Annotated in this window: 17 protein-coding genes; 1 reads left to right on the top strand and 16 read right to left on the bottom strand. The window is 47.7% G+C overall.

Translation table 11 applies throughout. The features are described from left to right. The 16 genes from ABQ275_RS11590 to ABQ275_RS11515 form a co-directional block, all read right to left on the bottom strand. Entirely contained in the window at positions 1-1,347 is a 1,347-nt protein-coding gene (locus ABQ275_RS11590) for an ATP-binding protein (RefSeq protein WP_349318469.1), read from the bottom strand. Continuing rightward, positions 1,332-4,808, bottom strand: coding sequence for a contractile injection system tape measure protein (locus ABQ275_RS11585; protein ID WP_349318468.1), 3,477 nt, complete (start codon positions 4,806-4,808; stop codon positions 1,332-1,334). The genes ABQ275_RS11590 and ABQ275_RS11585 overlap by 16 nt, the downstream gene beginning before the upstream one ends. Continuing rightward, a complete protein-coding gene (locus tag ABQ275_RS11580; RefSeq protein ID WP_349318467.1) occupies positions 4,808-7,726 on the bottom strand; it encodes a hypothetical protein in 2,919 nt (972 codons plus the stop codon). The genes ABQ275_RS11585 and ABQ275_RS11580 overlap by 1 nt, the downstream gene beginning before the upstream one ends. Further along, entirely contained in the window at positions 7,684-8,469 is a 786-nt protein-coding gene (locus ABQ275_RS11575) for a hypothetical protein (protein WP_349318466.1), read from the bottom strand. Before ABQ275_RS11575 ends, ABQ275_RS11580 begins: the two co-directional genes overlap by 43 nt. Before the next feature lie 53 nt (positions 8,470-8,522). Continuing rightward, positions 8,523-12,320 (bottom strand): hypothetical protein, encoded by a 3,798-nt coding sequence (locus ABQ275_RS11570; protein ID WP_349318465.1) that lies wholly within the window; start codon positions 12,318-12,320, stop codon positions 8,523-8,525. Further along, complete coding sequence (locus tag ABQ275_RS11565) at positions 12,313-12,738, bottom strand: GPW/gp25 family protein (RefSeq protein ID WP_349318464.1); 426 nt, start codon at positions 12,736-12,738, stop codon at positions 12,313-12,315. Before ABQ275_RS11565 ends, ABQ275_RS11570 begins: the two co-directional genes overlap by 8 nt. A 2-nt stretch (positions 12,739-12,740) precedes the next feature. Beyond that, entirely contained in the window at positions 12,741-13,043 is a 303-nt protein-coding gene (locus tag ABQ275_RS11560) for a PAAR domain-containing protein (RefSeq protein ID WP_349318463.1), read from the bottom strand. 29 nt (positions 13,044-13,072) lie between these two features. Further along, on the bottom strand, positions 13,073-14,881 hold the full coding sequence (gene vgrG / locus ABQ275_RS11555; protein WP_349318462.1) for a type VI secretion system tip protein VgrG: 1,809 nt from the start codon (positions 14,879-14,881) through the stop codon (positions 13,073-13,075). Next, positions 14,881-15,555: a hypothetical protein gene (locus ABQ275_RS11550; protein ID WP_349318461.1), complete on the bottom strand. Its 675-nt coding sequence runs from the start codon at positions 15,553-15,555 to the stop codon at positions 14,881-14,883. The genes vgrG and ABQ275_RS11550 overlap by 1 nt, the downstream gene beginning before the upstream one ends. After that, a complete protein-coding gene (locus tag ABQ275_RS11545) occupies positions 15,552-15,719 on the bottom strand; it encodes a DUF5908 family protein (RefSeq protein WP_349318460.1) in 168 nt (55 codons plus the stop codon). The genes ABQ275_RS11550 and ABQ275_RS11545 overlap by 4 nt, the downstream gene beginning before the upstream one ends. Before the next feature lie 3 nt (positions 15,720-15,722). Continuing rightward, the gene (locus tag ABQ275_RS11540) at positions 15,723-16,193 is read right to left on the bottom strand and encodes a phage tail protein (protein WP_349318459.1); all 471 of its coding nucleotides are present in this window, start codon (positions 16,191-16,193) and stop codon (positions 15,723-15,725) included. A 69-nt stretch (positions 16,194-16,262) separates the two neighbouring features. Further along, the gene (locus ABQ275_RS11535) at positions 16,263-16,718 is read right to left on the bottom strand and encodes a phage tail protein (protein ID WP_349318458.1); all 456 of its coding nucleotides are present in this window, start codon (positions 16,716-16,718) and stop codon (positions 16,263-16,265) included. Positions 16,719-16,775: 57 nt separating this feature from the next. Next, positions 16,776-18,278, bottom strand: a complete 1,503-nt coding sequence (locus tag ABQ275_RS11530) for a phage tail sheath C-terminal domain-containing protein (RefSeq protein WP_349318457.1) — start codon at positions 18,276-18,278, stop codon at positions 16,776-16,778. 18 nt (positions 18,279-18,296) lie between these two features. Further along, complete coding sequence (locus ABQ275_RS11525; RefSeq protein WP_349318456.1) at positions 18,297-19,127, bottom strand: hypothetical protein; 831 nt, start codon at positions 19,125-19,127, stop codon at positions 18,297-18,299. A gap of 31 nt (positions 19,128-19,158) precedes the next feature. Next, on the bottom strand, positions 19,159-19,734 hold the full coding sequence (locus tag ABQ275_RS11520; protein WP_349318455.1) for a DUF4255 domain-containing protein: 576 nt from the start codon (positions 19,732-19,734) through the stop codon (positions 19,159-19,161). Positions 19,735-19,992: 258 nt separating this feature from the next. After that, a complete protein-coding gene (locus tag ABQ275_RS11515; RefSeq protein ID WP_349318454.1) occupies positions 19,993-20,136 on the bottom strand; it encodes a hypothetical protein in 144 nt (47 codons plus the stop codon). A gap of 97 nt (positions 20,137-20,233) precedes the next feature. On the opposite strand from ABQ275_RS11515, the gene ABQ275_RS11510 reads away from it, so the two are divergent. After that, on the top strand, positions 20,234-22,060 hold the full coding sequence (locus ABQ275_RS11510) for a glycosyl hydrolase family 18 protein (protein ID WP_349318453.1): 1,827 nt from the start codon (positions 20,234-20,236) through the stop codon (positions 22,058-22,060). The last annotated feature ends 2 nt before the right edge of the window (positions 22,061-22,062 follow it).

The following is a 22,062-nucleotide window of genomic DNA, read 5'->3' as shown; positions in this document are numbered from 1 at the left end:
CTAGTTGCTCATCGTCTTACCTTCTTTACTGAACTCTTTCCGTATACCTGCCTGTACATCCTGAAGTAAAATGGTTTTATCCCCGCGTTTCAGCGCCATCAGGCAGCTGTAGCGGGTTACATTGATAATGCTTCCCCCGGCCATCTCATATTTGCCGGCAATATCTTTCAGGTTTAATTTTTCTTCCAGTTGTAAATGCGTAGGAAAAGCCTGTTCCCATAAACGGAGCCGCTGCTCCGGACCCGGTACCGCAAAATAGATCATCGATTGAAACCGGCGGCTGAAAGCATCGTCGATATTCGCTTTCATGTTAGTCGCCAGGATAACCATACCCGGAAAATCTTCAATACGCTGCAACAGGTACGCCACTTCCTGGTTGGCATAACGGTCATGGGACGACGATGTTTGGGTACGTTTACCAAACAACGCATCCGCTTCATCAAAAAATAAGATCCACTGCTGATTAGCTGCCCTGTCAAATACCTGCGCTAAATTTTTCTCTGTTTCTCCTACAAATTTTGAAACAATGAGAGACAGATCAACACGGTATACATCCAGGTTGAATGTTTTGCCCAGCAAGCTGGCGGTGAGCGATTTTCCCGTTCCCGGCGGACCATAAAACAAGCTGCGGTAACCCGGTTTTATTTTACGTTTCATCCCCCAGTCGTGCAGGAGTGTCTGCCCATGTTCTATCCAGGTGCGCATCTCTGCTACTTCTTCCATTGCATGCGCTTCCAGTACAAGATCATCCCATTCCAGGCTTGTTTCTATCCGTTTGGCGGGGAAGTGGATGTTATAATCCGGCTGGTGCGTGACGCCTTGTGTAAACAGGCTGAGATATTCCGGTGCCAGGCTCAGGGTGCCGCTCAATAAAGGTTCTTCAGCAGATGCAGGTATCAGTTTCAGGATCTGATGTTTGGCAAAGAAATGATCCGGGCCAAAAAGGGTAACTAATGCAAAACGTTGTTGCAGGTTGTTGGTCGCCAGCAGGAAAGCCGCTGTTTCGCCTGTTGGTAAAAAGCCGCTGTGGTGCTGTCCTTTGATGCCGCCAAATTCAGTAAAGCCCCGGTCGTACGTAGCATTTTTTATATAGAAGATGTCCAGCAGCTGTGGCCGGATATGCGGAATGAGCGCCAGCAACAATATGATCCGCTCTGCGCCATCCATACTGTAATGCTGTACGATCTGCGCATACACGGATGTGTCTTTGCTCAGATCGGGCGGCGCCGGATCTTCCACAGCGGTTTCACCAAAATATTGTTGCATGCGTGCAGCGGCCAGTAGCCGGAACCATTCCAGTTCTTCCTGTAGTGTGGCGGCATTGGCCGCCATTAACTGTGTACCCATTCTGTATATAACGTTTTTTCCATCCAGGGGGTTTTGATCATACCTATTCCCCAGGGTAATGTTTGCAAAATCATATCGTATCCTCTTTGCTCTACCCGTAGCCACCAGTCATCGTCTTTTTGCCACAAGGCGCCTTCCCGCTGCAGGAAGGCGGCCTGAAAGCCTTCTATAGAAGAGTTATTCATCTTATCCCAACGTTGCAGCACTACCTGCAACAGTTCTGTACATAGCTGCTTTTCTTCCGCTGTCAGCAGCATGACGGCCGGTACCGGCTCTTTCAGGGGAAGGTTGCAAAGGATCTTGTTGAGTGCCAGCTCATGTTCGGGATGTTCCTCTTTTCCATTTACCATGTATTGCAGGACATGCACGGCTCGGTGTTGCGCTTCCCGGTTGACAAACCCCTCTTCATTAAGCAGACCAATTCTTTTAAAGCCATAGGCGAGAAAGGGATGAAGGATGATCAGCCCTGCGTTGCCGGTATAAATGGTATCCAGCGATACCGTTTTTACTTCAGTCCGTGGAGCTGTTTCTTCCGGCACGGGCTGTGGTAGCCGTTTTGCATCCGCTGACACTGATGCAGTGGCCGGAGGAATCAGTGAGCGGTCTTTTTCGTATATGCTTTCCCGTAACAGCACGCGGTGGCGGTTGCCCGTTACATGCGCCGTGGCCTGTTGCCGTAATACCGGTAACAGCTGCCACAAATTAGTATAAGATAAGGCCGTTACACGGTCTGATGTAACAGAAAGCCGGGTGATAAAACTGTCGGCTATTGCCGGGGCTGTGGTAACAATAAATGTAAGGAACGAGGCGGCATAATGCTGCACATCGTACACATAGATATGCCCACCCAACAGCAACAGGTGAAATCGCCGGAAGGCGAGTTGAAGGGCTGCTTTTTCCTGGCTGCCGGAAAGTTGGGCGGCAAACAACTGCTGCAACTCACGCAGCGCATCCCTGGTGTTGCCGGTCCAGCCTACCGGCGCATCCTGCATCAGATCCAGGAAGGTATCATCATCCAGGTGCTGTGCCATTTGTTGTACCAGCGCAGGATGTTGTAAGATCTTGCTGTAAAATGATTTCCTTTCCTGTTGGCTGCGCTGCTTATAAAAACGAATGGCTTCCCGCAGACCGGTTATGCCACCGTGAACATGATGCTCCGATGTTTCCTGCAAGAGCAGCAGGCTGTCGCGGATGGCATATGTATCCAGGCTTTCCCGGATATGACTTTCAGGGATACCGGCATGAAAAGAGAACAAGCTGTATACCTGTAGCCTGGCTGCCAGGTGTTGGCGGTAGTTGGTAAACAACTGGTGCAGGATAGCAGGAGCTGCTTTAAATAATAAAATAACCGCTGCTTTAATGAGTGCATGGGTAGCAGATAATGTCATGCTACCCAGTTCTTCCGGTAAACGATAGCGTGTAAGGTATACCGTTAGTAACCGCCTTGCCTCTTCCTGTACCGTGATCCTTTTATCTTCCGTAGTAATAGCGGCATACTGTTGCATGCGTTGCAGTAAGGAGCGGGCGGCTATTAATGGCCGCTGACCGCTGCTGGTAGTTGTTGCCAGTTGCGGTTGGGCAGCGGTGATTTTTTCCAGCAATGCCTGTAGTGTTACAGTATCGGCTTCCTGCCAGGTGAGGAGTTCCGGGAGATGACTGATCCATTCCTGCAAATCGTCGGCCAACTGCGTACTGCCGGACAGATGACTTACGGCTGGCAGCAATTGCTGTAACAAGAAATGCATCACATGCGGCGCGGCGGTGGCAGATAAGGGCCAGCCGGGCATCAACAGGTGTTGTAGCAAAGCCTGTTTGTTTACCCGGCGGTAACGGGTGGCTGCCAATGATTGCCAGAGCGCCTGCAATACCAGTTGCTCCGGTGTGTACACGCTAGCTGGCAACAGCAGGTGTATGGCAGACAAGAGGCTATAAAGATTGTCATATACTTCTTCGGCGGCCGTATCCATGCCTGTGTGCCGCAGGAGGCGGAAGAAAACCGGCGCGCTTACACCTGTTATCAATCGTTGCATGGCGGCAGGAATGGTGCCTGCATATTCCAGTATGGTCAATGTTTGTTCGGGATGCTGCGTCGCCAGTTGTTCCAGTAAACTATTCAGTGAATAATGCGCATACTTTTTTCCCCACCAGGAGATACTCCCATATGTAAGAAGATGAAGGATCACATCCCGCAGAAGAACGTGACGGGCCCCTGGTATTACCAGTTGCGTTGTAGCATTGGCAGCGATGGTATCATCTGCCCAAATTTTTATCTCCTGTAAATGCACATCTCTTTTTACGATTACATCAGCTGCCTGTACGAGGCTGGTCCACCGGGACGCGGCGTTGTGTTGCTGCAATACCGTTTGTAATAACTGTTTTAAAGCATTGCCGGCATGATGACCGGTATAGGCGAGCATGTCCTGCAAAGTGGCGACGGAAATGGAAGGCGCCCACCACGGAATGGAGCCGTAAAGCAGGTAATAGCGGAGGATGCTGATCTGTTCACCGGTATCATTCATTATATTTTTATGCGCATGCTGGTGGTGAAGAAATGATTTCCGTTGTTCTTTTCCAAACAATTCTTCATATAAATTTTTTATAAAACCGCCTGCACTGGCATCGGGAAGATCTGCGGTATAAAAGGCGAGGGCTTCGTAAAACAGCTCCAGCAGCGTTTCATAGGAGAGATTAAAGTTCCGCGCCATCCGGGTGAGGTTACTGCGTACAAACTGTTTCCGGTTGAAGTTAGTACCGCTTTCCACTACCAGGTAAGCCAGGATAAATAACCACACTGCTTTTTCCAGCTCACTTGTTTCTGTATGTAATACCTGCTGCTGTTGTTGTATTTGTAGGATCTCCCGGCTGTAGGCGATGATAAACAAGGCTTCTGATGGCTCCAGTACCTGTACAATGGCATGGAGTATGGAAATGTTGAATTGCAACACCATACGCTCACGCACATACGCATTTTGGGCGATGCTGCGGAGGAAGCCCGCCAGCCGGGCCGGTGACGTCTTCGCGAGGTGCAGCATCACCTCGCCCGGTTGCCTGCGTTCGTTGGTAGTGGCCCACCAGGGCATGATACCGTGGAACAGGAAAAAGGTCATCAGTTCAAATAACCGGTCATCTCCCTTGCGGATGGTGACGTCGCCGGCGATGTTGTGCTGTGTGTTGGTATAGCCATTGTGGAGGAGATCTGTCAGTACTTTTTCCAATGCCGCCATAATCCGTGGGGGCATTTCCGTTGCTATATCCTTCAGGGGAATGGTGCCGATGTCCAGCACCAGCGTATCCATCACGGCCATCATATCTTCCGGGATCAGTTGTTGCAGCAATTGATGGGTATCAGGTGTAATGCTGTTGTGAAAAAGCATACTTACCTGGTCCTGGAGTGCAAATGCCCTTTTCCTGGAATCAAACTGTACATCAAAACTGTATCGTTGAATGATATGTGCGGTCATTATTCAGGGATCAGGAGGTCTTTAAATAGCGGATCTTTTACCAGTAAGCTGATGAGTGCATGGGCTGCTGGCCGCGCATGTTCCCTTTCCTGCATGGCTTTGAGCCAGCGGAAGTAGTGGGCTTCAAAATCATGCATGGCGGCAATCCCCAGCCATTTAAAGTGCAGGTGAAATTGTACCGCCGTATGTTCCCGGATCAATTCTTCTGTAAAACTCCTGAACTCCGGATGTTGGAAACGGGCAGGCCAGGAAGGAAATATAATGCTCATCCCGAATTTGAAAAAATCTTCATGGAGCATCTGTGTATCCGCATGTTTAACGTAAAGGGCTATACGCGCATATTGCTGCTGGTCTGCTGCCAGCCGGCTGATCTGCCAGCGTATATTTTCCATGGCCATCGCCGCATCGTCTTTATGCGTAGGGTGTGCGAAATGCGCTGCTGTCAGTACTTCGGGCGTATCGTCCCGGTAAAAATAAAGTTTGTAATGTGGTTGCAGCATTTGCCAGTTATCTGCCGGTGATTGCCCATCCATAGCTGCGGCCAGTTTTAGCAGTTCCTGCAACTGTGTTTCCCGTTCTTCCAGCCGGCACCATTGGGCATGTTGCAGGAGTATTTTACCTTCCCGTGTATATATCCGGTAACCATAGCTGCGTTCCTGGTAGGCGGGCTTCAGCAACAGGTGTTCCAGTAAATAGTAACCTTCCGAGTCAATGCTTATTTGTTTCAGGTGCCGGATCAGTTCCCGCAGCGATCTTACTGCCTGCCGCAATGTTTTTTCGGTAGTCACTACCTGCCACAACTCATGGGCGGTGTGCCGGTAGAGTACGAGATAAAGATCCCTTTCGGCATCGCGCACAATCCGGTAGTTGCTGGTATCCAGCCCGAAACGCAGCAGGGATACAGATTGCCGTCCGAAGTCATATTTCCTGCCATCGGTAGTAATGCCCTCGCCACCTGTTATATTTACTTTGAGTACTTCATCTTTTACTTTGTATTTCTTTACCAGGTGCACCTGCACATGATGTGACGCCTGCTTGCCCACCGCCACTTTCCAGTGACCGGCATCAAAAACGGCTGTCAGTCTTCTGCGCTTTTCTATCCGGATATGCAGCATCTTGTTCAGGATCTGTTCATAGCCGGAAAGTGGAGCATCATTAAAAATATCTTCCCGGTAGTTAAAAGAGCGAGTCCGGTTGGCACTGAGCGTAGGGATGTGTTGTACGATGTCCGCTTTCCATTCCAGCTCTGTGCTGATCCTTTTTTTATGTGATGCGTCATCGCCGTAAATATGTTCATAAAACGTGACGGGGTATTTAATCAGTACGATATTGAAGCGTGCCAGCAGGTGGTCAAGTACGCGGTGTTTGCGCTCCTGGTATAGTTTATCAGACTCTGTGATGACCTGCAATTTTTTCATATATCCGTTACCGGTATCTGCGGTAAATGATTCCCATGATGGCTGCGGACTGTTATCAGTAAAGGCTTTTAGCAGCTGTGCCACATGGGGAACGGCATACAACGGTTGTGTGGCATAGGTGAAAGGTGGCGTGTCCTGCAGGAAAGGAGAGAAGAAAGAGCCCATGCTGTTCAGCTGTGCAAGGTAGTTGGCCAGCAACTGTTCAAAGAAAAGAAGATAGGCTTTGAGCTGCCTTGCCTGTGCCTTCCGGCTTTCATGCGCCGCTTTTTCCAGGCCGTATCTCCCGATGCCGTAAATAGCCGGGAAGTGATGCTGCATGGAATAGTATTTGTCAATATGCCGGTACTTGCCCTTCATCGGTTTGGCCTTTTCCGAGTTACGGTGACCAGAAAATTTTCTGCGGGCCACTACTTTTACCTGCTGATACATATTCTGGAAAGAGGCGTCTTTCAGGTTATATTCATGTTTATCACTGGAAATTTTTATTTCATGTTTTTCATTCATCATTTGCAGGAAAGGATAATGTCCTTCTTTGATGAAAAGTGGTTTGCTGTTGTATTGACCGTCTTCCCCCGCCAGGTAGATCGATTTTACTTTCATCACGCCGGGCACTTCCATGATGGCTTTCAGCAGATCAGCAGGATCTGCTGAAAGTTTTCTTCCATGCAGGTCGCTGTTCATCACAAATCCTTTTTTCAGTAATGGGCCCGCATATATTTCTTCCGACGTATAGCCGTTGAGTTGCATTTCTGCGGCAGATAAAAACCGGACAGGCGGATGCAGCACCAGCTCAAAAGTGTTGCACATGTTGGCTAATATTTCCATCGGGTCCTGGCGGCTGTCCACAAATATTTCTGTTCTGATAAATATTTCCTGTGGCTGTAGTACGATAGCGTCTTCAAAATTTTCACCGATGTTCCGGTATGATTGCAGGCAATGATCCACCCGGTCAGCAATCGTTTTTATGATGGTTTGGTTGTGGATCATATCCTCGGCAAGTGTATCTTCTACCTGTATAAATACGCGGTACACACCTTTGGCACAGCCGGATGGCTGCCAGGTCTGCACGGGTTCTATCCAGATGTTTTCTATCTCCTCTATTTCGTCCAGCACCTGCTTGCGGTAATCATTTACGGTAACGGGCGACGTAGTGAGGATGGCAGCTTGCTGGTAAAAAGCATGCTGTAAAGGATCAATATTGCTTTTTACATCCGCCAGTATTTCTGCTATCGGGAAAGCCGTTCTGTAACCGGCATCGGTGATGGCAAAACACAGCTGTTCCAGGATCGTTACACCGGGATCATGCTGGTTGTAATCGGTCCATACGTGGCCGCAAAGCTGCTGTATCCGTGTAATGGCTTCTTTCAACAAGCCTTCATAATTCAGTGCAAGCGCCGCCGGTTTATCTCTTTCTATCTGAACGGGTGTATCTGCCATGGTTCCTTTATTGATACCGGTTAATGCTGATAATATTCCTTTGGCATAATCTTTTCGTCGCACCAGAGCCGGGTGATGTTATAATAAATGTCTACTCCCGGGCCGTAGTTGCTGTTGGTACGTATTTGCAGCGCATATTTATGGGTACCGCCTTTCCACCTCATTTTGATCTTGTTCCAGCAGAATCCGTAATAGGCACAGCTTTGACGGATCTTGTTGTGTGCGCCGCCGAAGGCACTTAATGCGGTAGCGTGCATGATGGCGATTTTTCCGGTACCGGTTTTACCCGTTCTTGCCATCACTTCAAAAGCCTGGCAATAGTCGAGATCTTCGAGTACGGAATGCCACTTATTATCTGCCGGCACGGTCCCTTCTTTGAAGGTGCCCATGCGTCCCTGCATACCGGTAAAACCATTGATATCCACTTTGTAACGGGGATCACATTTTTTGCCGATACCCATGCTACCATTCATGTGAAAGAAGAAACTATTCTCCTGTTGCGTAGCCTTATCTTTGCTGCTATTGGGTTGTAGCCGGAATCCAGGAAGCTCCTGTTCATCTTTTTCCATCCGGAAAAAAGGTTCCAGGTCGTCTATAGCACGATAAAAAGATACCAGCCTTTTTGAATTGCCCAATGACGAAACACGCAGACCATTATCTTCATCTTTGGAAAATCCATCTTCCTGTTTGTTGATAGTGGAATCAATCAGGTGGCCAAAATGATTTTCGGTTGGCATAATGCCGTTCCGGAAATATTGTTTGAGCTCTTCCCGTCCGTATACTTTTTTGTTTTGTTGAGCGTCCATCTGTCAGGAAATTATTTTAGTGAGATATATTTTTAGTGAGATAAAGCGGAAGATCATGGCGGTATCATGGAGATGGTCAGCATCTCTTCGTCTGTAGCATGATTCGTATGCGGAGCATCTTTCACCGCAACCGGATGATCATTACCTATGATTAATTCATTGCTGATCTGTAGTGCATTGATCCCTAATGGCTCCGCCACTTTATACTCCGGCGTTTCCAGTATGGTAATATGATGCTCCTGCGAAGGAATCAGCACTGCCTGTGGAATGGAAGGGTTGATCATCTGGAGATCATTGACCGCCGTATCCGTAATGAATGCCTTGATGGCATCTGTTGCGGGGTCTATGGAATAATAAAAATGCACCAGCGAAAAGCCGGTGATATAATCCACATAGGATTGCTTGTTAATGAAGTTGAGCAGTTCCGATTTATACAGCGTACTACCTACTTTCAAATGGGAAGAAGGATCAAAAAGCCAGGGGCAGAGATACTTCTGTATATCCAGGTGCAGCTGCCGGAGATAACTGTTCCGGTTATGGCCCGTCTGCTCTTTAAACCGGATGCTGCACACCACTTTTATTCTTTCATACACCGGGTTACGGATAGCTACTTTTACAAAAGGCGAGATGCAGGGTTCTATAAAGGCTTTGATCCGGCAAAGGGTATCCAGGTTTACTTTTGGCTCTGTGGAAATAAATAGCCCGTTATCAGACTGACGGGGCACTACAATTACACTGATGTCTTCCCCGTTTGTTTGCTGCGGGGCACAGATACATTTTACGATCAGTATTTCCGGGAAAGCTTGCAGCAGTACCTGTGCAATATCAAGTGCGGTGACCGGTCTTTGTTTATGCCGCAACCTTTCACTGGTGCGGGCGTAGTATTTTTTTTCAGACTCCGCTTTGCTGCCGCCAAAAGAAGGAAACAACTGCCAGATAGCCTGAATGGTGCGCATATCTTTCTGCACATTTTTGATGGTCAATGGCGGAATAGAAAGAATTTTCTCCATGGATGTTCCGGCTTCATCCAGGATACGCGCGGCGGTTACGGCGTTGGGGAAGATGCCCAGCACCCTTGGCGTAATACATCCGTTGTTGGGCGTACTGATCCTGATCCACCACAGTTCGGACGACATAATAGTATTGTTCCTGTTGATATCCGCCGGGACACTGATCTTTGCAATGCCGCTTCTGGACAGGTTATTGGTATTGTCCGACAACAGTTGTGTACTTTCAAAAGGACACCATTTATTGTCGGCCAGGTAGCTCCATTTTATGGTAGTCAGGTTAGTAGTGGTATCGCTGTACTGTTTATCTTCCAACTGGAAAAGTAAAGCAAGTTCTTTACCTGGTATCAGTTGATTGAAACCGATATAGAGATGACCGGCATTGCTGAATACCGGCAACAGCGGGAAATAATTGATCCCTCTTCCGGGATAGATCTCTTCCTGCCCGAAGGCGCTGAAATGATGCACTTCCAGTCCTTCATCCCGGTTGGACGACCGCACCGGCTTTACAGATTCCGAATGTACAAGCGTATAACTGATCTGGATTGATTTTACGCTGGGCACATACGGTAGATTGGGAAGTGGCTTTTTCCGGGAAGGATGTTTGGCGTTGAACTGGATGATGTCGGGGAAGATGAGGGGATAACGGAGATGCCCAAACGCTTCCGACGGAGTGGCTAGCTCCAGCCGCACCGTGCCTTCTTTGTAAGTATTGTTGCCCTGCTTTTCATCCTTCGCCATTTTCATCGCATTGGGGAAACTGATCTTGTGAAAGTCTGCATTACCAATCACGGTAGTATCATCAAGATGCAGATCACCTTCTTTATCGCGATAGGTTTGAAACAGCGGGAATAATTGTTGATCACCGTTGTCAGGAAGAAACTGCCCGTTATTAATACTGCTGATGCCTACTTTATAGGCATCGGTAGTCATCCCGGCCTGGTAAGCGGCGTAATAGCTGTCAAACCCGTTAATATCTTTCGGGAGGTCCAGCCATTCCAGGTTGATACTAAAATCGCGGGTATATTTATTGAAGATGTTGGTATCACAAATATCCAGGTAGGAGCCCACTACAGGCATGGAGCCAAACATGCGGAAGGCATGGGCTGCATTGGCTTCTCCGATGTTGTTGCTCAGTTTTACGGAATGGTAGCCATCTACGTTAGCCGTTACCGTTACCCGTTCCAGTACCAGGTAACGGAGAAAGGAATAGGGATGATGAAAGCTGTTATTATTGAGCAATATTTTGAGCAAAGGCAGGCTGGACGCGATGTTGTCGCCATGCACCTCTTCCTTGTAGGTGCTGGATGCTTCCGCATTCATATGCAGGATGAAATTAATCGCAATGGCATTATCTGCCTGTTCTACGGCGCTGCTGCGCACATTGTAGTATTGAACAGGCGTCCAGGTTTTTGCAGTGGTATAGTAGAGCAGAAATGCGGCAGACAATAATTCGTTCGTGATAACAGGCACACTTCTTTTGGCGGCCACCGCATAATTGTTGATATAACTTTTGAAGATGGAGAAGGTAGCGGGAGTGAAGTGCAGTTTTACCTGTACTTCCCGGTGGCCTTCGGTCAGGTATAATGCCGGCGATCCGATGAGAAACCCCAGGGAGGAGTTGTCCATCGTGCGCATGGCCTGTGACAGGTCGTGCTGGTCTTCACCCAGCAGCGGCCAGGTAAGGGGTGGCGTTGTGAGTTTGGCGTAAGCAGCCGGTGGTATAACGGCATGGGTGGCGCTATATACTTCTGCTTCAAAGATATCATCAGATTGGAGGGGACGTGCCGCAATCTGCAGGTACCTGCTGACGTATAAGGTATGCATGGCCATGATACGGGCAGGATGCACCGTGAGTTGTTCCAGCAACTGGTATTTCAGCGGCTCCTTATCCACCGCATTGGCTGCCAGTAATATTTCTCCTGCTTCAATGGTTAGTTTAGTTATCTGCGGTGCGGGTTCCACCAGGATATGCACCTGGTCGGGCACGGCATGAAGTTGTTGTATGCCCAGTATTTCCCGGAAATAATAGTCGAGATGCCTTTTTGGCAATTCATTGATCTGTGTTTGCAGGTGTTTGTATAACTCTGTAAAAGTAACCAGTAGCCCCATGTGGGGTTCATGCTCCCGGACGGTCAGCTGTTTGTTCAGATAATAACCGGAGGCGCTGGATATCTGGTAAAATTTGCTACGGAGGGTATCATATATTTCATTCAGGGAATAAAATCCTTTGAATACTTCCGTTCCTTCATCCGTATTGCGGAAGGAGCGGGGAAAGAGTTGCAGTAGGTCGGGCGTTACCTGTGGTGACCGTAAAGTAGTTTGTTGTGCAGGTTGATCGGGAAAAAGACTGGCGGCCTGTAACTCAAAGCGGTAAAGCTTGTCGACTTCTTCTTCCACCGCATTTATCATCTGCTGGGTATAAGATTGAAGAATGAATTTTTTATCTGCCAGCGATAATTGCTGCAACACGTTCATGAGTACAATCGCCATATCATACAACAGCGTAAAGAAGCGGGCCGTATGCAGGCGCAGGGGTGTATCTTCTTCTGTATTACCCATGGCTTCGCGTATGCGCAGGTATTCTTCTTCATAGGCAGTAAATTCAAGATTGGATGCGATGATCAGCATCACCACGAGGTCTGCATAAAAAAAATCCTGCCAGTCGCCATCGGGTTTATCTTCGGAATTGTAAAAGTTAAACTGATCCGACAACGCCGCCAGTTGCGCCAGTAGGTCGAAGGTGCTTCTGTCATCCACTTTCACATAGTCAGGACGCAGCGCATCCAGTTGTCTTTCAAACTGGCTGATACCATCCTGGATATTTTCAAAATAATTACTCATTACTGCTGATATTGGTACCCTCCAGGTAATAAAAGGGATACACCATGTTATGCCTGGTATTGGTAGCAATGATACCGTAGGTGAGTTGCAGATAAATGACCCCTTCCTGCCCGGTATGATCTATAACAGTTACACTCACGAAGTGGATGCGTGGTTCGTATTCGAGTAATGCATGATAGATAATGTGATTGAGTTCGGCGGTGAGCCGGGAATCAGCCACTTCAAATACGAGTTTCCGGATGTTACAGCCGAAATCCGGCCGCATGGTGCGTTCGCCGGGAAGTGTGCTGAGTATGATGCGGATACTTTCTTCTATATCGGCGGCATCAGATACCATCAGCACCGAAGCATTTGATTTATCAAAGGAAGGGGGGAAGCTCCAGCCCGTTCCTAAAAAAGATTTAATTTCTCTGCGCATAATTATCCTCCTATCATTACGGTCGGGCATCCGGTTGCAATTATGCCGCCGTGTGCTGTGCTGTCGCCCAGTCGCACAGCAGGGCGGCCACCTATCATAACGGTGGCAGATCCTTTTATAGCGGCATCCGGTGGTCCTACGCACACGATGCTATCGCCTACTACGGATGCCGGCATCATGCCGATCAAGACTGTAGGTACACCCGGACCAACAATGGGGCCGCCTACATGCGGCACAGGCGGTAACGCCGGTTGCACCAGCGGGCAGGTATGCATGTCTGTGATTCTTGCTGCGAATTGACCCATTATTATCGTTGTTTGTAAATGTGAATTATTTAATTGATCATAACCATTCCCCCTTGTATCACTGTTGTGGCGGAAGATGATAAAGTAGCAGATGCATTACCGCTGGCGGAAAAAGTGGTATCTGCTGCATTGGAAATACTGGCGCCGCTCACGTCTACACTGGCTGTTCCGGCGATGCTCACCGCCTGCGCCTTGATACTGATTTGCCCTGTTGCCTGTAAGGTCATATCACTGGCGCTGTTCAGCGTAATACCACTGGCCGACATGGTGATGGTATTACTGTTCTGATCCGCTACCACCACCTGCTGCCCCTGGTCGTCCAGGGTGATGCTGTTGCCACCCGGCGTAACCACGGTGATAATCTTGTTCTCATCATCAAAAGAAATTTTCAACTGGCTTTTGGTATAAAGACTCTTGATGTAGTTGTTATTGTCTGCCGGTGTAACCGGTGGCGTTTTCGATTTGCTGTACAGGGAACCCATGATCACCGGGAAGCGGGGATCATTTTCCAGAAATCCTACCACTACTTCATCACCCACTTCAGGAAAAAAGAAAGCGCCTGCATTTTGTGTTGCATAAAAAGTAGATAGCCTTGCCCAGGTGCCTTGCTGCGAAGTGGCGGTGGATGCCAGCATTACCTGTACCCGGTATTCGGCTCCTGGATCTTCTGATATGGCCACCACGGACCCCAGTTGAAGTCCCTGTATGCCCGGCAATTGTCCATTTGCCGGTGCATAGGAAAAGTTATCACGTTCATGAATAAGCCGGGTATCAAGACCAAATTTTACACTGGAAATCCACTCACCGTTTTTGAGGGTCTGGGTGACGGCGGTAACATAGGCGTCTCCGTTAAAACGGGCGCCTACGCCCGATAAGGTGATCAGCGTGTTGGGCAATACGGTTGCATTACCCATGAAGGAAACCTTACCACGCATGGACTCCAGCCGCATACGAAGAAGGGCGCTGTTGGCCCACACCTGCAGGGATTCCTGCGCCAGCGGTGAGTTGGATACCAGTTGTACGGGTGTTTGTTGTAACGCTCCAGCCAGGGTGGTAGCGGTGATATTGCCTTGTGCATTGATGCCGGGTTCTGTGGCACTGGCAGCAATAAGCGCCTGCGTTTGCGGGTTCCAGGCGGATGCCGTGAGAGAAGGCACCTGTCTTTCTGCACTTATGGCTGCATTAAAATGAATGAGTGATTCCCCGAAGGTGATGGCCAGTACAGGCGATCCGCTTACCAGCGGCGGCCCCGCCACGATCTTTTCTGCTACCAGCGACACCACGAAGCCGTTGAACTCCGCACGTGATAAAAGAAAATCCCAGTCGGATGAAAATTTCTGAAACACCAGTTCGTTTACCGCACTGGTACTTTCTATATCGCCGCTTAAGCCGCTGTTGCCCACTACGGTGGTCATGATAGCACTATCCGTTTGCTCCATGAACACGGCGTCTTGCCGGGTGATGGTCATTTTTACGGCTGCATGCTTGCAGGTAACCACAAGATGAAAGCCGGCTTCGGTGGCCTGGATGGCCTGTTTTACAACGATGCCGGTGAAGATGCTGTCTTCTCCCGCATTCCCATATCCGGCGGTAATGCTGACCGTTGCCCCCGGTAAAAAGTATTCGCTGTCACTGGCCGGAAAGTCGCCGATTACACCGGTAGATGCTTTGGCGGTAGTACCATCCGAGATCACGATCTCTGCATAAGAGATCCTGTTCAACTCATGATGAACCACTACAGATATTACGGGGAAAAGATACTGCACGGCAGTACCGTTTGCCATAATGGTAAACCGGAGCGTTGGATCTGTAATATTGTTAGGTATAGTTGCAGGCATCACTGTTTCTTTAATGGAGGGAAGTAGATCCCATCTCCGGGTTTAAGATCGTATATACTATTCAAACTGTTTACCCTGGCTACTTCCAGGTAATAAGCCGGTTCTCCGTAGATGCGGTAAGTCATCAGGGGGAGGGTATCACCGGCAAGTACGGTACGCTGATGCGTGAGATCAGGAGAAGATACTTCTGCTTCCTTTATTTTTGTAGCGAAGGGTACCGACTCCAGCATCGAGAGTTTGATAGTGGCGCGCAATGCTGCGCCGGAAGGGTCGAACAGGGTGTACTTAACGTTGATATGCTGGCACACGCCGATGAAGATCGTATTACTCCAGCTTATTTTCAGGTAGTTGGGACGGTGCACAATTCCCTGGTAATCGTACACCACATTCTTTACTTTTTCTATGTAGGCATCTACGGTAAGGCCGCCGGGAATAGGAATAACCCCCGTACCATCCACCAGCAGCTCCAGGTCGAACCTGCCGGATTCCATACGGGTAAAGATTTGTGTGGGTGCTACAGCGCCTTGTTCGTCCGATGTTTCGTACTTGATGGTATAGTTGAGTGCATACGTATCGGGATTGATCACGGCGTTTACGCTGCCAATCAATCCTGATGTAGCGGTAGGACTCGAATAGCCTTCTATCAATAATTTGGTAAGTGATCCTGGATTCATCTTGCTGATAAGTTCTCCATATTTGTTAGTAATTTTTCCATGCACTCCCTGACTACCTTTTCTTTCAGGGATTGCAGATCTTTAGCGCCCGGTTGCGCCGCCGTCTGTGGCGGATGTTCTTCTATGGTGACTTTAATCACCAGCTCTCTTATTTCAAGCGGCATAACTTAGTAGATTTGTTGAAAATAATCATAGCATAGCTCCAGTGTTTCTAATGCAATCGTGTTTTCCTGTGCTTTGAACTCTGATATTTTCAGGGCTACCGGATAGGCGTTCAGAAACTGCCAGGAAGCTACGAGCCCCCGGTTGGCATTCATCAGGCTTACCACTACCGGCAGCGGCGTAAAGGAAAACAGGTTGATGCTTTTTTGTGCCCAGGTGATCAATGAGGAACCTGTGAGCATACCTCTTCTCAGTACCAGGTTACCATATTTTGGTGGCTGTGGCAAACGGTGCATAAACCTGTTTTCTCCTCCTTCCTTTACTTCCAGTGGAGTGATGGTAGCTGTTAGTCCGCTCACTTCCTGGAAGCTGCCTTCATTGATACCGATAATGCCCGGCACGGCTACCCGGAAATAAAACGCAACGGGTGGATAGTAAGCTGCCTGCGCTAGCGGTGGTGGTGGTGGAATAGGCATTGCTGAAAACGATGATTACATGACTTAAGAAAGAATTACGAACCGGTTGCCCGGTCCGTAATTCATTTTTTATTTTGTCAGATGCAGTCCTTCATGCGCTACTTCCATGGTTTCTACAGCCACTTCGTTAGCATCGGATTTCATGTCAGTAACTGTCATCTTGCAGGGGAAAGCATTGGTAAGCGTCCAGTTCATGGCCGCCTGCCCGCTTTCATCCAGTAAGCTGATTACAATCGTAGAACGTTTGATCGTATTCATTTTAATGAGATCATATTTATCCCACAGGTTAGTATCACCTTTGAAGATGCCTTTTTTCAGGGTGATGTTGTTGAATTTCGGAATACCCGGCATCTTGACAACAGAATACACGGGACTGCTGCCACCGCGGTATTCTATGACCTGTGTTTCGGAAGTAAGTCCGGTTACTTCCTGGAATATGATCTCTGTTCCATCCCACATTAATTTGAATGAAAACTTCACCATAGGCCATGTGGCCTGTGATTGTGCTGAGCCGTCATCTGGCATAATTGTAAGTTTTAAAAGTTATCAGATAGATGAAGAGTTGTTTGTTGTATGATATTTTTAAGAGAGCTGCATCTGCTGCTGGAAAGTAATGACGATGAATTCCGCCGGGCGGGTCAACGCTACTTTTACAGTGATGAGCATCTGTCCTTCCAGAATATCCTGCGGCGTCATAGTGGCGCCGAGGCCCACCTGTACATCAAACGCCTGCTCCGGTGCGGCACCGGCCAGGGCGCCCTGTTTCCACAGGTTCTGCAGGAAGTTGTTGATCATACTTTTTACCGTGATCCAGGTAGTGGCATCATTGGCTTCAAACACATATGCGCGGGTAGCCAGTTTAATGGATTGCTCAATCATGATAAGAGTACGTCTTACGTTGATGTACCGCCAGTCCAGGCTGTTGCCGTCCAGTGTTCTGGCGCCCCATACGAGAGTGCCTACGCCGGTAAAAGGTCTGATGACATTGATAGATTTTCCGGCCATGATATCTACGTTCAGACTTTTCTGTTCCTCACCGGAGATGTTGACGGTAGGCGCTGTTACCATGCTCAGTGATACGTTTGCAGGTGCTTTCCATACGCCACGTGAATTGTCTACCAGCGTATAGATGCCGGCAATACCGCCGCTTGGCGGCAACTCATTCATTTGCGAACGTATTTCATCCAGGATATGCACGTAAGTGGGACTGGCCGCTTTTAAAGACTGATGATAATTCTTTTTGGTGCTCTTGTCCGGCGTTGCATTTGTTTTGAATTTTTGTACTATGAGCGGAGCTGCTTCTTCCGGCAATAATTTTTCCAGGTCTATACTGGCATCCAGGTTTTCAAAATCCACTTCATCGGGTTGAACGATTGTTGTTTTCAGCCAGGGATGATAGGCCGCACCGTAGTTGAGGGAGTTTACCCCGATCTGATCGCGGAAACCTTCTACCACATCGTTTAGTACATCGGAAGGTGCCTGTTTTTCCAGGTCAAAAATACCAAAGCGGCTTTGCATGCCGGCGCAGTGTTGCAACACCTGTGTGTACACAGAAGTGTAGCTGTCCTTGCCCAGTGCAATAATATCGGGTATCACCACCAATGTTGGTTCCACTTCTTTTTCGAGAAGGGAAAATACATTTGGTTTGGTATCAGAACCAATAAAATCATCTGCTGCAATCGGGAACCCATCCGGTTGATCGCCATAAGTGCCCACCGATAAAATGTAACAGATACTTCCGCCATTGCCATAAAAGAGCCGGATACTGTTGTAGAAATACGCCGTATTGTTATCTTTTATTTTTACAACAGAGGCTTTGCCATTGATGTTAAAGGTTTCCTCTTTTTTTGCAGGGTCAGGATCTCCCAGCGTAAACCTGGGTTTAAACTCACTGCCAAAATGTTCCAGGTATTCAGCAAAAGAGCTGATCCTGGTGGGCTTGTGAATAAGGGATCTTCCATTCCTTTCCGCTTTTTGCGTATAGCCTATAAACACAGGCACTGCGGTTTCCACCGCGGTAATGGAACTGGGGAAAGCGTTTTTTTCCTCTATGTAAACCCCGGGGGTCATGAAGGTTGATGCCATATAAGATGATTTTTTTGATTAGTATAAAAATATCTCCGAGTATGCTTTTCCGTTAGTGCGCCACGCTGTTCCTGCAGCGGATATCCTGCTGATATCCGGGCAAGGAAGGGTGGGGATGATGATCTTGTATTTATCTTTTTCGGCGGTTGACTGATCTACCAGTTTAAAGGCGTCAGGATTCCTGCCTGATAAGGGAATGGGCTGCTGTGATATAAATACCGGTACCTTTTTTTTACCCGGTATCTCCGCCAGCAAAGGCTTGTCAAAACAGGCATTCCCGTTTATATCCAGTATGGCCGGATTGGCCAGTTCGGCCAACTGCCCGCTCATCAGGAAGTAACACCAGTAGGTACTTTTAGACCGGAACCGGATATAGTAATTGCTTTGTATAGATGGCCCCAGCTGCAATACCAGCTGTCCGAAAGGCTTTACAAAAAAAGTTTCGGGTAATGTGCTGAGGTCACACAAATCATCTTCACTCACATGATCCTGCCTGTGCAGACAATCATTGTCACTGCCGGATAAAGCATTGCTGAACATGAAAAGTTGCGTTGCTACTGCCTGCATATTTATCTGCGTATAATTATAAAACAGCGGATCTTTCAGCAGCACCTGGAAGGTGAGCGTAATATTCCTTTGCAGCAAAGCATCCCTGCTACGGCTGCCTTCCGGGCCGTTGTTATACAGTAACATCATTCCTCCCGGTTGCTGTTTGAGCAACAGACCTTCGTTGATGAGTTGCTTGCTGGTTTCAGCAGGTACACGGATCTCTATGCCTTCATAGTTTAACGAGGGTAAAAAGGTATGATGGTATTGGATAGCTGTTAATATTTCATATTGCTGTTTCATTAAAGGGTTTCATCCGGATAATAATTTTTTATTATGGTGCAGGCATTGTATTTCCTGCTGTACCGGCAATGACCGGCCTGTATTCCTTAATAATAGACTCGTCGAAATTAAGCATGCGTACTTTGTACAACACTGAAGGCATGTACTTGGCGCCAAGTGTAGCCCATATGTTATTCAGTTTCTCTGCACCCGGACTCTCCATCTCAAAAACCAGTTTGTTGATACCGGAACTTAATGTGGGCGTATCTGCGTGCGTAAATACATTTTTTGACTGAAAAAAAGCGATGGTAAAAGAAAGGAAGTGCAACGCTTCTGCATAGTTGTTACTACTGAAGTAAGCGGTAAAAAGTACGTACAGGTTTATACTTACCTTTGGTGCGCTGGAAGTCCCTGCAGCACCCGTTCTGGTTCCTGCGGCACTGATCCCCGTTGTTTCCTTTTCTACATTAATAAGGGTAACGACCATCTTGTTCTCACCTTGCACAGCAATAGAACCATCCTGGTTTACAAGCCCGGATAATATTACTTTGTCTTCGTTGATCCTTAATTTTCGCTTTAGGTTATTATTGATTTCATCTATAATACAATTTAAGGCTTCATAGATCATTGATTAATATTTTAAACTTACCGTGTGAGGGTAAACGAGTAGCGTAAAATATTGGGTAACTGAGTTTTTGTTATTTTGAGAATACTAATTGAGTCGTTAGTAAGGTAGCACAATATAAAAGCAAAAAAACAATTTTGTGTTTTTTATTTAAAAATTATTTCTCTATCTTTTACTATCTTAATATCCTATGTTACCCTCTCGAAAAATAACCTTCCGGATTTTTGTTTGCATTTTGTTTCTCATTTGCATCTTTCCTGTTTACGGGAACAGGCCGTATATAAGCTCACCTGCCAGCACTGCTTTCCAGGTAGCACTACCCAAACCTCCATCCCCGCCAAAACCGCCACAGGAGCCCGAATTGCCGAAGCCACCGGAAGATACAGCTATCAGCAAGAAACTCACACAACGTATTCTCCAGTTTTTCCGCTTCCGCTATAATGCGCGTACGAAAGAGAGCGAGCGTATCATCAGCATTATCAATCAAACATTAGCTGATTCAATGTTCGTAACCAAAGCGGATATTTTAATGTTGAATGAAGCACTGACAAAAAGAGAGAATCAGCAATTCGATTCCTTAGTGGCAATGCTTCAGACAATCGCTGCCAACCATGCAGCAACACACGCAAACGACACAACAGATGCCGGCGATGGCAGCACGGTGCAGGAACCGGATAAATCGATCTCAGGTGCCGATATAAATGCACTGGCGGATAAAATGATACCGATCCTGCAACAAAAAAGTGAGGATGTTGCAGCAGCAGAAAAAAAAGAAGAACACCTGAAGATGATCCGCTCCATGTATGGCCGGCCGGTAGGACAAACAGATACGCTGGCCCTGAATGACAGCATAGGAGTGAGGTACCTGCTGAAGCTCACGCAAAAAATAAATGTTACCGGTATTCAAACTTACCTGATGGAGCAGGACTATACCGGTTATAATTACAATACGCTTTCTACTTTCAGTTTCCTGGGTTACATGGTGGATGGTAATACCGGCAGTATCGGTGCTGCATTTCCGGAAGATCAGGTTAAATCCATCAAAGAAGCCAGGGCAGCAGGTTGTAACCTGCAACTGATTTTTTTTGATAAGAAAACCAGCAATATACAGGCATTGCTGAAAAAACCGGCGGCACAGCGCGCGTTTGCAGATAGTCTTGCGCGCCTGTTGCGGCAACAACTCGCAGATGGCGTAACAATTTATTTCCAGCATCTGCCGGCAAATCAACGCAGCGCCTTCACCAGCTTTATCCGGATATTATCTGAAACATTGCAACAGGCAGATAAAAAATATAAGGTGAATGTAGTGGTGCCTGCCTACGATAAATATCTTAACTATGATCTGCGTGCATTAAATGCATATGTTACTTTTTTCCTGATAGATTTTACACAGGCAACAGGAAATATAGCCGGCGCACTGGCGCCACTGGATAGCGATCCTTTGCAATCCGTGTCGGGGGCGGTTTCACGCTACCTTCAGGGAGATGTGCCACCTGGAAAGATTTCTTTGTTGTTGTCATACTACGGCGCGGTATGGAAGAAAGGAAAAGAGGGCGCCCCGGATGTATTCAGCCGGTATGTGAGCTATAGCGACATCCGTAAACAATATCCTTCCGATACCATTCCTTTGTTTGATGAAGACGCCGCTGCCTTTTTTATTGAAGTAAAAGACAAGTATGGCGCAGTAAACGAAGAGATCTGGTTTGATAACGCATTAAGCCTGGGATTGAAATATGATTTCCTGCTTAAAAACGAACTCGGTGGCGTGGCTATCTGGACACTGGGCGCCGACAAGGGATACACGGATCTTTCGGATGCGCTGGTAGATAAATTCGTGGTAACGGATACTGTTTTCCTCGATACGGTATTACTGCGTCCTTATATACCAAAGGAGATGACCTTTTTACAAAAGGTCATGCGGGAGCTGCGCGTGTACGCTATCTTGTTCCGCGACCCCTGTAGTGTGGATGCATCGCAATATGAAGGCGATACCTATTTTATCTACATTGCGCTTTTCTTCCTGTTACTTTTTATCATCACGGGTATCGTGTATTATTCTTTTGTGCGGCGGGAAGGCGAAATCTGGAAGTGGCGGGAGAAGGTACTGGTCCTGCTCGTGGCGGAGATCCTGCTTGTTGTGGTCAGTACTTTTATGGTTTTCTTTCTGAACAAACAAATTCCTTTTGTAGGGCTTAGCAATGTTCAGGGGCATTGCCATAGTATACCGCTCACCAGCGTACTGATCATCCTGGCCAGCGGCTTTGTACTGGGACTACTGATCATGCGTTTCCTGTTACAACCGTTGCTGAAAAATAAAGAGGTGCCATGATG

The sequence above is a fragment of the Chitinophaga sp. MM2321 genome, from assembly GCF_964033635.1.
GTDB lineage: Bacteria > Bacteroidota > Bacteroidia > Chitinophagales > Chitinophagaceae > Chitinophaga.
Note: the sequence above shows the minus strand (reverse complement) of the source record. Positions and strands in the feature narration are given on the sequence as shown.